The organism is Burkholderia cepacia (assembly GCF_029962485.1).
GTDB lineage: Bacteria > Pseudomonadota > Gammaproteobacteria > Burkholderiales > Burkholderiaceae > Burkholderia.
In genome coordinates this window covers 3,397,954-3,411,427 of the sequence record NZ_CP073637.1, presented here as the reverse complement: position 1 = coordinate 3,411,427, position 13,474 = coordinate 3,397,954, and the positions used below count along the sequence as shown (strand labels likewise).

At 68.6% G+C, this 13,474-nt stretch carries 13 protein-coding genes; 9 read left to right on the top strand and 4 right to left on the bottom strand.

What is annotated here, in order from left to right:
* The 4 genes from KEC55_RS15885 to KEC55_RS15870 are packed head-to-tail and all read left to right on the top strand — an operon-like array spanning window position 1 to window position 4,070.
* On the top strand, window positions 1–918 hold the full coding sequence (locus tag KEC55_RS15885) for an ABC transporter permease subunit (protein ID WP_096508485.1): 918 nt from the start codon (window positions 1–3) through the stop codon (window positions 916–918).
* Window positions 919–920: 2 nt separating this feature from the next.
* On the top strand, window positions 921–1,919 hold the full coding sequence (locus KEC55_RS15880; protein WP_282506159.1) for an ABC transporter ATP-binding protein: 999 nt from the start codon (window positions 921–923) through the stop codon (window positions 1,917–1,919).
* Complete coding sequence (locus KEC55_RS15875; RefSeq protein ID WP_282506158.1) at window positions 1,916–2,932, top strand: peptide ABC transporter ATP-binding protein; 1,017 nt, start codon at window positions 1,916–1,918, stop codon at window positions 2,930–2,932. Before KEC55_RS15880 ends, KEC55_RS15875 begins: the two co-directional genes overlap by 4 nt.
* Complete coding sequence (locus KEC55_RS15870) at window positions 2,925–4,070, top strand: TraB/GumN family protein (RefSeq protein WP_282506157.1); 1,146 nt, start codon at window positions 2,925–2,927, stop codon at window positions 4,068–4,070. The genes KEC55_RS15875 and KEC55_RS15870 overlap by 8 nt, the downstream gene beginning before the upstream one ends.
* 567 nt (window positions 4,071–4,637) lie before the next feature.
* On the opposite strand, the gene pxpA is transcribed toward KEC55_RS15870, so the two are convergent.
* From pxpA to pxpB, 3 genes are read right to left on the bottom strand one after another with little or no spacing between them, the layout of a single operon-like run.
* On the bottom strand, window positions 4,638–5,402 hold the full coding sequence (pxpA, locus tag KEC55_RS15865; RefSeq protein WP_034190296.1) for a 5-oxoprolinase subunit PxpA: 765 nt from the start codon (window positions 5,400–5,402) through the stop codon (window positions 4,638–4,640).
* 56 nt (window positions 5,403–5,458) lie between these two features.
* A complete protein-coding gene (locus KEC55_RS15860; RefSeq protein WP_176050751.1) occupies window positions 5,459–6,526 on the bottom strand; it encodes a biotin-dependent carboxyltransferase family protein in 1,068 nt (355 codons plus the stop codon).
* Window positions 6,523–7,179 (bottom strand): 5-oxoprolinase subunit PxpB, encoded by a 657-nt coding sequence (pxpB, locus tag KEC55_RS15855; RefSeq protein ID WP_282506156.1) that lies wholly within the window; start codon window positions 7,177–7,179, stop codon window positions 6,523–6,525. The genes KEC55_RS15860 and pxpB overlap by 4 nt, the downstream gene beginning before the upstream one ends.
* Window positions 7,180–7,327: 148 nt before the next feature.
* Between pxpB and KEC55_RS15850 the strand changes: the two genes are divergently transcribed.
* Window positions 7,328–7,840, top strand: coding sequence for a winged helix DNA-binding protein (locus KEC55_RS15850; RefSeq protein ID WP_282506155.1), 513 nt, complete (start codon window positions 7,328–7,330; stop codon window positions 7,838–7,840).
* 71 nt (window positions 7,841–7,911) lie between these two features.
* On the opposite strand, the gene KEC55_RS15845 is transcribed toward KEC55_RS15850, so the two are convergent.
* Entirely contained in the window at window positions 7,912–8,520 is a 609-nt protein-coding gene (locus KEC55_RS15845; RefSeq protein ID WP_282506154.1) for a 5-formyltetrahydrofolate cyclo-ligase, read from the bottom strand.
* Between the two features lie 8 nt (window positions 8,521–8,528).
* On the opposite strand from KEC55_RS15845, the gene KEC55_RS15840 reads away from it, so the two are divergent.
* From KEC55_RS15840 to KEC55_RS15825, 4 genes are all read left to right on the top strand, one after another.
* The gene (locus KEC55_RS15840) at window positions 8,529–10,481 is read left to right on the top strand and encodes a lytic transglycosylase domain-containing protein (RefSeq protein WP_176050747.1); all 1,953 of its coding nucleotides are present in this window, start codon (window positions 8,529–8,531) and stop codon (window positions 10,479–10,481) included.
* 59 nt (window positions 10,482–10,540) lie between these two features.
* Window positions 10,541–11,500: a complex I NDUFA9 subunit family protein gene (locus tag KEC55_RS15835; protein ID WP_282506153.1), complete on the top strand. Its 960-nt coding sequence runs from the start codon at window positions 10,541–10,543 to the stop codon at window positions 11,498–11,500.
* Between the two features lie 66 nt (window positions 11,501–11,566).
* A complete protein-coding gene (locus KEC55_RS15830) occupies window positions 11,567–12,214 on the top strand; it encodes a glutathione S-transferase family protein (RefSeq protein ID WP_176050745.1) in 648 nt (215 codons plus the stop codon).
* Entirely contained in the window at window positions 12,211–13,452 is a 1,242-nt protein-coding gene (locus tag KEC55_RS15825; protein WP_282506152.1) for a multifunctional CCA addition/repair protein, read from the top strand. Before KEC55_RS15830 ends, KEC55_RS15825 begins: the two co-directional genes overlap by 4 nt.
* Window positions 13,453–13,474: the final 22 nt, after the last annotated feature.

Below are 13,474 nucleotides of genomic sequence, written 5' to 3'. Positions count from 1 at the left end.
ATGAGCAATCTGCAAAACACCCTGCCGACCGAATCCGCGCCGGCCGGCGGCCGTGCGCTCGCGCTGCGCGAGTTCTGGGCCAACTTCTCGCGCAACCGCGGCGCCGTCGGCGCCGGCATCGTCGTGCTCGTGCTGATCCTGGTCGCGCTGCTCGCGCCGCTGATCGCGCCGCACAGCCCGGTCGAGCAATACCGCGACTACGTGAAGATCCCGCCCGCGTGGCTCGACGGCGGCAACTGGAAATTCATCCTCGGCACCGACGAAGCGGGTCGCGACATTCTTTCGCGGCTGATGTTCGGCGCGCGGATGTCGTTCTGGATCGGCTTCGTGTCGGTCGTGCTCGCGCTGATCCCCGGCATCGTGCTCGGGCTCGTCGCCGCGTTCTTCCAGAAATGGGCCGACACGCCCGTGATGCGCATCATGGACGTGCTGCTCGCGCTGCCGTCGCTGCTGCTCGCGGTCGCGGTCGTCGCGATCATCGGCCCGGGCCTCACCAACACGATGTTCGCGATCGCGATCGTCGCGCTGCCGGCCTATGTGCGCCTCACGCGCGCATCGGCGCTCGGCGAGCTGCAAAAGGAGTACGTGACGGCGTCGCGCGTGGCCGGTGCCGGCACGCTGCGCCTGATGTTCTCGCAGGTGCTGCCCAACTGCACGGCGCCGCTGATCGTGCAGGCGACGCTCGGCTTCTCGTCGGCGATCCTCGACGCGGCCGCGCTCGGCTTCCTCGGCCTCGGCGTGCAACCGCCGACCGCCGAGTGGGGCGCGATGCTGGCCTCGGCGCGCGACTACATCGACAACGCGTGGTGGATCGTGACGATGCCGGGCCTGTCGATCCTGATTTCGGTGCTCGCGATCAACCTGCTCGGCGACGGGCTGCGCGACGCGCTCGATCCCAAACTGAAACGGATGGCGTGAACATGAGCCAAGATCTTCTGACCATCCGCAATCTCGCGGTGAACTTCAATGGCCTGCCCGCTGTCGACCGGATCAACATGTCGATCGCGCCGGGCGAGGTGGTGGGCGTCGTCGGCGAATCGGGCTCGGGCAAGAGCGTGACGATGATGGCGCTGATGGGCCTGATCGACGCACCGGGCAAGGTGACGGCCGACGAGGTCACGTTCAACGGCGTCGACCTGCTGAAGGCGTCGCCGAAGGCGCGCCGCAAGATCGTCGGCAAGGACATCGCGATGGTGTTCCAGGACGCGCTGACGAGCCTGAACCCGAGCTACACGGTCGGCTACCAGATCAAGGAGGTGCTGAAGCTGCACGAAGGCCTGCGCGGCGACGCGCTGAACCGGCGCGCGCTCGAACTGCTCGACCAGGTCGGCATTCCCGACGCGAAGAACCGCATCGCGTCGTTCCCGCACCAGATGTCGGGCGGGATGAACCAGCGCGTGATGATCGCGATGGCCGTCGCGTGCAACCCGAAGCTCCTGATCGCCGACGAGCCGACCACCGCGCTCGACGTGACGATCCAGGCGCAGATCATGGATCTGCTCGTGAAGCTGCAGAAGGAACGCGGGATGGCGCTCGTGCTGATCTCGCACGACCTGGCCGTGGTGTCGGAGGTCGCGCAGCGCGTCGCGGTGATGTACGCGGGCGAGATCATCGAGACCAACAGCGTGCCCGACATCTTCCGTGCGCCGCATCATCCGTACACGGAAGCGTTGCTCGCGGCGATTCCCGAGCACAATAAGGGTGCGCGTCGCCTTGCCGCATTGCCCGGCATGGTGCCCGGCCGCGATGATCGCCCGTCCGGGTGCCTGTTCGCGCCGCGCTGCAAGTATGTCGTCGACGATTGCCGCAAGGCGCGGCCGGCGCTCGACACGCTGGTGTCCGGCAACGATGCGATGCGTGCGCGCTGCATCAAGCCGCTTAACGTTTCCAACCTCGACCTGACGGGAGGTGCACGATGAATGCAGTCAATCAAGCGCGTGCCATGCCGCACGACGAGGAAGCCGTACTGGTGGCCGACGGCCTCGCGAAGCACTATTCGGTGAAGCGCGGGATGTTCGGGCAGGGCACCGTGAAGGCGCTGAACGGCGTGTCGTTCTCGCTGAAGCGCGGCAAGACGCTCGCCGTCGTCGGCGAGTCGGGCTGCGGGAAGTCGACGCTCGCGCGCCAGCTCACGATGATCGAGACGCCCACGTCGGGCAGCCTGACGATCGACGGCAAGAACGTGGCCGGCGCGAGCCGCGACACGGTCGCCGACCTGCGCCGTCGCGTGCAGATGGTGTTCCAGAACCCGTTCGCGTCGCTGAACCCGCGCAAGACCGTCGAGCAGACGCTTTCCGAGCCGCTCGAGATCAACGCGAACCTGACGGCCGCCGAGCGCGCGCAGCGCATCGCGCAGATCATGCGCACGGTCGGCCTGCGGCCCGAGCATGCGAAGCGCTATCCGCACATGTTCTCGGGCGGTCAGCGCCAGCGTGTCGCGATCGCGCGCGCGATGATCCTCGACCCGCGCATCGTCGTCGCCGACGAGCCGGTGTCCGCGCTCGACGTGTCGATCCAGGCGCAGATCCTGAACCTGTTCATGGATCTGCAGGAGCAGTTCAAGACGAGCTACGTGTTCATCTCGCACAACCTGTCGGTGGTCGAGCACGTCGCGGACGACGTGATGGTGATGTACTTCGGCAGCGTCGCCGAGCTCGGCGACAAGGCAACGATCTACGCGCGGCCACGCCACCCGTACACGCGGGCGCTGATGTCGGCGACGCCGGCGATCTTCGAGGAAGACCGCCGCGTGCAGATCAAGCTGCAGGGCGAACTGCCGTCGCCGCTCAATCCGCCGTCGGGCTGCGCGTTCCACCAGCGCTGCCCGTATGCGGTCGAGCGGTGCCGCGCGGAGGAGCCGAAGCTGCGCGAGGTCGATGGCCGGCAGGTGGCGTGCCATCGTGCCGAGGAGGTAGGGGAGGCGAATGCCTGATGTGTTGGCGGCGCGCGTGTCCGGCGTGCGCCGTGCGGGAACAAGCGGCGCGCGCGTGATGCGCGCGTACCGCTACGCGCGGCGCTGGAGCGTGCGTACCGTCACGGGCGCGGCGCTGGCCGGCGCGTGCGTGGCGGCCAGCCTCGTGGTTCCCGTCGAATCCGCGCGCGCCGAAGGGCGCGCGCCGGCCACTTCACCGATCCATCCGTCGCAAGTTCCGCCGCCCGGCATGAGCCTGCCGGGCTTCCACGCACCGTCCGTATCGGACGGCACGGTGTCGCGCGGCACCGTGCGCGTGCAGCCCGCGCGCATGCCGTTCTACGTCGCGACCAAAGGCAACGTCACGCTCTACGTGCTCGGCACGCTGCATACGGGCGATCCGTCGGATTACCCGAGCGCGCAGCCGTTCCGGCCGCGCATCCTCGCGGCGCTCGCCGCGTCGCCGACGCTCGCGCTGGAGCTGTCGCCCGACGATCTGCTCGAATCGCAGGACGACGTGTCGAAGTACGGCGTGTGCCGCTACCCGTGCCTGCAGCGCCTGCTGCCCGAACCGCTGTGGCAGCGGCTCGCGGCGCGCCTGCGCGGCAATCCGGCCGCGCTCGCCGAGATCCGCAAGATGCGGCCATGGCTCGCGGCGCTCGTCGTCGAGACCTACGATTCGCTGTCGGCCGGCCTGCAGACCGAATACGGCACCGAGGCACAGCTGCAGAACGTGTTCCTGAAGAAGAAGGGCGGCCGCGTGATCGGGCTCGAGACGCTCGCCGAACAGATGCGCGCGTTCACCGGGCTGACGCTGGCCGAGCAGCGCGAGATGCTCGCGCAGGACATGGTGCAGACGCCCGCGCAGAACGCCGACGACATCAAGGCGCTGCACCGGCTGTGGCGAATTGGCGACGCCGATGCGATTTCCGCGTGGGCCGTCGCGAAGAGCGAGCGGCTCGCGCGTTCGAAGGCGCTGTCGGCGTCGATCGACAACAAGATCGTGTACGAGCGCAACCGGCGCTTCGTTGCACGAATGACGGCAATCGCCGCGCCGAACCGGCCGCTGTTCGTCGCGATCGGCGCGCTGCATCTGGGCGGCCCGCGCGGCGTGCTCGAATTGTTGCGTCAACAAGGTTACAGCGTCGACGCGAACTGAGCGTCGTCGTCGCGTCCGAACCGATCCTCCCCTGTTTGATTGACGTCGCCCGGGCACGTCAAACGCCTGTATGGGCGCGCGATTCGATAAGGAAAACCCTCGATTCGTCGGAAAATAGCGTTTCAAACGATTGACATCCCGTTCTGCCAATATCTATTCTTCGATCCACAAGTTGAAAAAATGAAAAGAATAGAAAAAGTTCTACGGGGTAGCAGAAAATAAAGCGCGGGGTTAGCGCGTTGCCGGCACGTGGTGCATACGTGCCGGCCGCGGAAAGTGTCTGCATGTACGGCGGGGCCAATCATCGTCGGACAACAAGAATGCATGCAGGCCGACTTGCACATAAGCAACGCTCCGTCGTCTGACCGGGGAATGCAGTGATCGGGCGGCGGCGGACGTTTTTTAATCCGGAAGAATTTTCCGGTCACCGTCGAAAGACGGTTTCGGGGGGTGAATCGACAGACGGCGAAGCCGCAGCGATTGCGCCAACGGAAAAGCGCCACGAGGGCGCTTTTTTCTTTTGTGCGGCCGATACGCGCAACGTGCGTTGCACGGGATAAATGCGCGTCACGCGCCCTCGTCGGCCTGCAGCGCACCGGGCGCGACGACGTCGACGCCGGCGGCCTCCAGCGCCGCGCGAATCCGCTTCGCGAACGCCAGCGCATGCGGCCCGTCGCCGTGCAGGCAGACGGTCTGCGCGTTGAGCGGCACCCATTCGCCGCTCAGGGCGCGCACCTGCCGGTTGCGCACCATGTCGAGCGTGCGCGCGAGCACCGCGTCTTCATCGTCGATCAATGCGCCGGGCTGGCTGCGCGGCACGAGCGAGCCGTCCGCGCGGTAGCCGCGATCGGCGAACACTTCTTCCACGGCGGCGAGCCCCGCATGCCGCGCGGCCGCGACGAACACGCTGTTCGCGAGCCCGAACACCGCGAGCGACGGATCGAAGTCGTGGATGGCGGACACCACCGCATCGGCGATCATCGGGTCGCGCGCGGCCTGGTTGTACAGCGCGCCGTGCGGCTTCACGTGCGCGATGCGCCCGCCTTCGGCCTGCGCGATCGCCGACAGCGCGCCGAGTTGATAGAGCACGCCCGCGTAGATGTCGCCGGCCGGCAGCTGCATTTCCTTGCGGCCGAAATTCTCCGGATCGTGAAAGCTCGGGTGCGCGCCGATCGACACGCCTTTCTGCACGGCCCAGCGCACGCAGTCGCGCATCGCGTTCGCGCCGCCTGCATGCCAGCCGCATGCGATGTTCGCCGACGTGACGAGGTCGAGCAGCGCCTCGTCCGATCCGCATCCTTCGCCGAGATCGGCATTCAGATCGATTTCCATGTTGTTCCTCGTCCACTGATGGCGTGGCGCGTCTTTCGTTACTGCTTCCGCCATTGTCACGCTGCGCGCGATTGGGCGCGGCGGCGCGCTTCTTCTCGCATGTCGATCGCAACGTCGATCTGCCGCAGATAGGCACGTTCTGCGGAGAGGGCGGCGCGCGCGGCGTCAGGTGTCGTGCGCACGAAGCGGATCGGCAGGTTGAGCCGCGCCTGTGCGAGTTTCCACAGATCGGCGCGGATCACCGTGCCGATCTTCGGGTAGCCGCCGGTGGTCTGCGCGTCGTGCATCAGCACGATCGGCTGGCCGTTCGGCGGCACCTGGATCGTACCGGGCAGCACCGCGTGCGACAGCAGCTCGACGGGCCGCTCGCGCACCAGCTCGGCGCCGGCGAGGCGGTAGCCCATCCGGTTGCTGTTCGCGGTGACGAGCCATTCCTCGTCCCAGAACGCCTGCTGCGAATCGGCCGCGAACGATGCGTAGTCGGGGCCCGGCAGCACGCGCACGGGCATCGCCCACGGCGCATGCGCGGGGCGGTGACGGCGCGGCGGCTCGTCGACGCGAACGAACGCGCACCACGCGGGCGCCTTCACGCCGAATTCGGGCGCATCGGCCGCGAGGCAGCCCGCGCCGGCCGGCGGCACGCCGACCGGGAGCCGGTCGCCGTCGCGCAGCGTGCGGCCGCCGAGGCCGCCGAAGCGCGACGCGAGATCGGTACTGCGCGAGCCTAGCATCGGCAGCACGTCGATGCCGCCCGCGATGCACAGATAGCCGCGCATCCCGCGTTTCGCGGCCGGCAGCACGAGCGTCTGCCCGGCCTCGACCGGCAGGCTCCACCACGAATACACGCGCTGGCCGTCGAGCGTCGCGCCGAACTCGGTGCCGGTGATCGCGATGCGCGTCGCGCGCGTGAAGCGGAACGTGGCGGGGCCGATCGTGACTTCGACAGCCGCCGCGTCGGGGCGGTTGCCGACGAGCCGGTTGCCGACCTCGAGCGCGAGGCCGTCGAGCGCGCCGCCCTGCGCGACGCCGAGGTGGCGTGCGCCGCGGCGCCCGAGATCCTGCACGGTCGACAGCGGGCCGGCGCGCAACACCTCGATGGTGCCCGGTGCGTTGCTCTGGGTCATGACGCGTCGACTCCCGCAATGGTGAAGCGCACGCGATCGCCGGGCAGCAGCAGCGTCGGCTGCTGCCGCGCAGGATCGAACAGCACCTGCGACGTGCGGCCGATCAGTTGCCAGCCGCCGGGCGACGTGGCCGGGTAGATGCCCGTCTGTGCGCCGCCGATGCCGACCGAGCCGGCCGGCACCTCAAGGCGCGGCGCCGCGCGGCGTGGCGTGTGCAGCGACGCGTCGAGGCCGCCGAGATACGCGAAGCCCGGCTGGAAGCCGACGAAGAACACGACATAGTCGCCAGCCGCGTGGCGGGCGACGACTTCGTCGGCCGGCAGGCCCGTGTGGGCGGCGACGGCCGCCAGGTCGGGGCCGGCGGCACCGCCGTACTCGACCGGAATCTCGACTTCGCGGCCGTCCGCGTGCTCGACGTCGGCCGTCTCCCACGCGTCGCGCAGCGCGGGCGTGAGCGATTCGGCCGTCGCGGCGAGCGCGTCGAACACGATGGTCAGGTTGTTCATGCCCGGCACGACGTCGATCACGTCGGGCCACGCGCGCGCGGCCTCGGCAACGGCCCAGACGCGGCGCTGGCAGTCGAGCGTGGCGGGCGGCGGCACCTCACAGACGAGGGCGGCATCGCCGAGCGGATAAATGCGGGGTTGCGTCATCGGACTGGCACGGTTCGGACGGCAATGTTAGCGCACATTGTCAATAAAATATCGACAACTTCCCAATAAGCGTTTTCGCCTAGCCCGTATGTCCGGGCTTCTGGCGTACACTCGGCACTCCCTGTCATCCGGCTTGCTCCGCCTTTCCATGAAGCGTCCTGCGACCAAGATCGTGTCATCCGAACACCTCGTTTCCGATTCGAGCGCGGAGCTGTCGGAGCTCGAGTACGGGCTCATCATGGCAGGCAACGCGTTCAACCGGTGGATGGTGCGCTGCATGTCGGCGGCCGGCGCGAAGGACATGACGGCGGTCGAGGTGTCGCTGCTGCATCATGTCAGCCATCGCGAACGCAAGAAGAAGCTCGCCGACATCTGCTTCGTGCTCAATATCGAGGATACGCACGTCGCGACCTATGCGCTGAAAAAACTGATCGCCCGCGGCTATGTGAAGAGCGAGAAGAACGGCAAGGAAGCGTTCTTCTTCGCGACCGACGCCGGCCGCGAGCTGTGCCTGAAATATCGCGAGGTGCGCGAGCATTGCCTGATCGAGACGCTGAAGGACAGCGGGCTCACCAACGAGCAGATCGGCGACGCGGCGCAGCTGCTGCGCCACGCATCGGGCCTCTACGACACGGCCGCACGCGCGGCGGCGTCGCTGTAAACGATTGCGGAGACCGGGGCGCGCGGGCCTGCGCTGACGGGCGCGAGACGACCGCGGCGCCGCGCGCCGCGTCATCCGGCGGCCGGGTAGAGCGCGCCGTCGGTCACGATCCAGCGCAGCGCGAGATCGTGCGCTTCGGCCGGCAGCGCATCGACGCGGCACGCTTCATACGCGATGCCGACCGTCACGGGCAGGGCGTCGCCCGGCCATGCGGCAAGCGTGCGGTCGTAGTAGCCGCCACCGTAGCCGAGCCGGTAGCGCTGCGGATCGAATCCGACACAGGGGATCAGCAACAGGTCGGGCACGACGACGATTCCCGACGCCGGTTCCGGAATCCGGTGATGACCTTCGCGCATCGGCGTGTGCGCATCCCACGCATGGAACGCGAGTGGCGTGTGCCGCTCGCCGATCACGGGCAGCGCGGCGCGCCGGCCGGCACCTGCCGCGCACCACGCGAGCACCGCATCGCGCGCATCGAATTCACCGGGCAGCGGCCAGTAGAACCCGACCGTGCGCGGCGCCAGACGGTCGAGCAGCGTACGCAGCCGCGCGTCGAGCGCGGCGTTCGCGGCGGGCTGCGACGCGGCGTCGCGACGCGCACCGGACAGCGTTTTGCGCAGCGCAACCTTCGGGTTTGGCACAGGGTTGCGTGCTATGCTTTCGCTCACTTCGCGCTCCATTCAAAACGATGTCGAACAGCCTTTTCCGAGTATATCGCGCGGTCGCGCTGACGCTTTCGGCCACCGCGCTCGTCGCGGGCACCGCCGCGTGCGCCGCACCGAACGACGATGCGGTCTCCGGGGACGACCAGACCTTCGTGCAGCTTCGTGAAGCCGCACGCCGCAACGACGCCGCGAAAGCCGCGCAGCTCGCGTCGATGATCCCGAACTATCCGGTCCCGTCCTACGTCGAGTATTTCCAGATCAAGCCGCAGCTGTTCGATTCGACGGGCCGTGCGCGCGTCGATGCGCCGGACGCACCGGTGCAGTCGTTCCTGCAGCGCTACGACGGCCAGGCGATCGCCGACCGCCTGCGCAACGACTACCTGCTCGTGCTGGGCGCGCGCCACGACTGGCGCAACTTCGACGACCAGTACAAGCGCTTCGTGCTCGACGACGACACGCAGGTCAAGTGCTATGCGCTCGAATCGCGCGCGGCGCGCGGCGAGAACGTCGCCGATGCGGCGCGCGCGCTGCTCGTCGAGCCGAAGAACTACGGCGACGCATGCGTCGACCTGATCACCGCGTTGACCGTCAACCAGCAGTTCACGAGCGACGACGTGTGGCAGCAGGCGCGCCTCGCGTACGAGCAGAACTACACGACGCTCGGCGGCAAGATCGTCGACGCGCTCGGCCCGCGCCCGGTCGGGTTCGACCAGGCGACGAGCGCGCCGCCGCTGTACCTCGCGCGCGGCGTCGGCGCCGACGCGACGTCGCACCAGCTCGCGCTGATCGCGCTCGGCCGCATGGCGCGCAACGATCCGGACGCGGCCGCCGGCATGCTGACGACGGTCGCGCCTTCGCTGACCAAGCAGGAACAGGCGATCGCGTGGGGCGCGATCGGCTACCAGGGCGCGATCAAGCGCTCGCCGCTCGCGTCGGTCTGGTACGCGAAATCCACGAATGCGCCGCTGTCGAACCCGGGCTACGAATGGCGCACGCGCGCCGCGCTGCTCGCCGGCAACTGGCCGATGGTGCGCTGGTCGATCGAGCAGATGCCGCCGTCGCTGCGCGACGATCCGGCGTGGATCTACTGGCATGCGCGCGCGCTCAAGCAGAGCGGCGACACGCTGCAGGCGAACCAGGAATTCGAGCAGGTCGCGGGCCAGTTCAACTTCTACGGGCAGCTCGCCGGTGAAGAGCTCGGCCAGCGCACGTCGATTCCGCCGCGCACGAAGGTGAGCGACGCCGAGGTCGACGCGATGGGCAAGATTCCGGGCTTCGCGCTCGCGCAGCGCTTCTATGGGCTGAACCTGCGCCTCGAAGGCAACCGCGAATGGAACTGGCCGCTGCGCGGGATGACCGATCGCCAGCTGCTCGCGGCCGCCGAATACGGCAAGCGCGTCGAGCTGCTCGACCGCACGGTCAACACGGCCGACCGCACGAAGGCCGAGCACGACTTCACGCTGCGCTACCCGTCGCCGTACCGCAACATCGTCGAACGCTATGCGCAATCGACCGGCCTCGACGTCGAATGGGCGTACGGGCTGATCCGCCAGGAATCGCGCTTCATCATCAGCGCGCGTTCGTCGGTGGGCGCGGGCGGCTTGATGCAGCTGATGCCGGCCACCGCCCAGATGGTCGCGAAGAAGCTCGGCATGGGCACGATCACGCGTGCGCAGATGCACGACATCGATACCAACATCCAGCTCGGCACCTGGTATCTGGCGGACATCTACAACAACTTCGACAGCTCGCCGGTGCTCGCCACCGCCGGCTACAACGCGGGCCCGGGCCGGCCGCGCCAGTGGCGCCAGGTGTTGACGCAACCGGTCGAAGGCGCGATCTTCGCAGAAACGATTCCGTTCAACGAGACGCGCGACTACGTGAAGAACGTGCTGTCGAACACCGTCTACTACGCGGCGCTCTTCGAGGGCAAACCGCAGTCGTTGAAGAAACGTCTAGGCATGATCTCGCCCTGATACGCAATCTTCACACTGCCGCGCGAGACGCGGCAGTGTTCTTTTGAGGCTCTCACGACATGGATCGCCAGACCGTCGCGCTGCTGGGCGGCACCGGCTTCATCGGCAGCCGGCTCGTCAATGCGCTGATCGACGCCGGCAAGCAGGTGCGGATCGGCACGCGCCGGCGCGACCACGCGCGCCACCTGCAGATGCTGCCGGTCGAGATCGTCGAGCTCGAAGCACTCGACACGCGCACGCTCGCGCGCTTCGTCGCCGGCGCGCATGCGGCGATCAACCTGGTCGGCGTGCTGCACGGCGGCCGCGGCACGCCGTACGGGCCCGGCTTCGAGCGCGCGCACGTCGCGCTGCCGGCCGCGCTCGCGAGCGCCTGCACCGAGGTGGGTGTGCAGCGCCTGTTGCACATGAGCGCGCTCGGCGCCGATTCGCGCGGCGCAAGCATGTACCAGCGCTCGAAGGGCGACGGCGAGGCCGCGCTGCATGCGATCGCGGCGACCGATTCACTCGCGCTGACGATCTTCCGTCCGTCGGTTGTGTTCGGTCCCGGCGACGCATTCCTCAACACGTTCGCGAACCTGCAGCGCACGGTGCCCGTGCTGCCGCTCGCGATGCCCGATGCGCGTTTCCAGCCGGTGTTCGTCGGCGATGTCGTACGCGCGTTCGTCAACACGCTCGATCTCGCGGCTGCGCACGGCAAGACCTACGAACTCGGCGGCCCGACCGTCTATACGCTCGAGCAGCTGGTGCGCTATTGCGGCACGCTGGTCGGCCGGCAGGCACGCATCGTGCGGCTGCCCGACGCGCTCGCGCGGCTGCAGGCGAGCGTGTTCGAATGCCTGCCCGGCGAGCCCGTGCTTACGCGCGACAATCTCGCGACGATGTCGGTGCCGAACGTGCTGTCGGGGCCGCTCGCGCCGGAACTCGGGATCTCGCCCGCGAGTCTCGAAAGCATCGCGCCCGCGTATCTCGGCGAAGCCACGAAACGTTCGCGGTTCGACTGGTTCCGCTCGCGCCGCTAGCGCCCGCGCGGGTTGCCGTCGTCCGGCCCCTTTCCTTCCCCTTTTCGCGTTGTCCGGAACCCCGTCATGAAACTCGTCATTGGTGACAAGAATTACTCGTCGTGGTCGATGCGGCCCTGGTTGCTGCTCGCGCATTTCGGCATCCCGTTCGACGAGATCGCGGTCGAGCTGCGCCGCGACGACACGGCCGCGCGCATCCGCGAATACTCGCCGACCGGCAAGGTGCCGTGCCTGATCGACGACCACGGCGTCGCGATCTGGGATTCGCTCGCGATCGCCGAGACGCTCGCCGAGCGCTATCCGCAGTTCCCGATGTGGCCGGCCGATCCGCTGGAGCGGGCGCATGCACGCTGCGTGTCGGCCGAGATGCACTCGGGCTTCGCGGCGCTGCGCACGCAGATGGGCATGAACGTGCGCGCGTCGATGCCGGGGCGCGGCGCGACGCCGGACGCGCTCGCCGACGTCGCACGCATCGATGCGCTGTGGAGCGCATGTCTCGAGGCGTCGGGCGGGCCGTTCCTGTTCGGCGAATTCGGGATTGCCGATGCGATGTACGCGCCCGTCGTGATGCGCTTCAACACGTATGAGCCGGGCCTGTCGCCGGACGCGGCCGGCTATGCGGCGCGCGTGACGGCGCTGCCGGCCGTACAGCGCTGGATCGACGCCGCGCGCCGCGAAACGAACGTGATCGCCGAATACGAGCCCACGCCATGAACATTTACGCGGTAGGCGGAGCGATCCGCGACGAATTGCTCGGCGTGCCCGTGCAGGACCGCGACTACGTGGTGGTCGGCGCGACGCCCGAGCAGATGGCCGCGCAGGGCTTCCGGCCGGTCGGCAAGGATTTCCCGGTGTTCCTGCATCCGCGGACGCAGGAGGAGTACGCGCTGGCGCGCACCGAGCGCAAGACGGCGGCCGGCTATCACGGCTTCCAGTTCTATTACGCGCCGGACGTGACGCTCGACGAGGATCTCGCGCGGCGCGACCTGACGGTCAACGCGATGGCGCGCGAGGTGAGCCCGGAGGGTGCGCTGGTCGGGCCCGTGATCGATCCGTTCGACGGCCAGGCCGACCTGCGCGCGCGCGTGTTCCGGCACGTGAGCGACGCGTTCGTCGAGGATCCCGTGCGGATCCTGCGGATTGCGCGCTTCGCCGCGCGGTTTGCCGATTTCACGGTGGCGGATGAAACGCTCGCGCTGATGCGGCGGATGGTCGACGCGGGCGAGGTGGACGCGCTGGTGCCCGAGCGCGTGTGGCAGGAAATCGCGCGCGGGCTGATGGAGGCGAAGCCTTCGCGGATGTTCGCGGTGCTGCGCGAGTGCGGCGCGCTCGCGCGCATCCTGCCCGAGGTCGACGCGCTGTGGGGCGTGCCGCAGCGCGCCGACTATCACCCGGAAGTCGATACCGGCGTGCACGTGATGATGGTCGTCGACTACGCGGCGAAGCAGCGCTATTCGCTGCCGGTGCGCTTCGCGGCGCTCACGCACGATCTCGGCAAGGCGACGACGCCCGCGGACGTGCTGCCGCGCCACGTCGGCCACGAAGGCCGCAGCGTCGACCTGCTCAAGCCGTTGTGCGAGCGGCTGCGTGTGCCGAACGAATGCCGCGATCTTGCGCTCGTGGTCGCGCGCGAGCACGGCAACCTGCATCGCGTGATGGAGATGGGCGCGGCCGCGCTGGTGCGCTTGTTCGAGCGCAGCGATGCGCTGCGCAAGCCGGCGCGTTTCGCCGAGATGCTGCAGGCGTGCGAATCGGATGCGCGCGGTCGGCTCGGGCTCGATGCGCAACCGTATCCGCAGGCCGAGCGGCTGCGCGTCGCGCTCGCGGCCGCGCGTAGCGTCGATGCCGGCGCGATCGCGCGCGGCATCGGCAACGACGCGGAGAAGATCAAGGATGCCGTGCATCGCGCGCGGATCCGGGCCGTCGCGCAAGCGCTCGAGATCGACGAGTAGGGGCGAAGAACAGGGCGGCGCG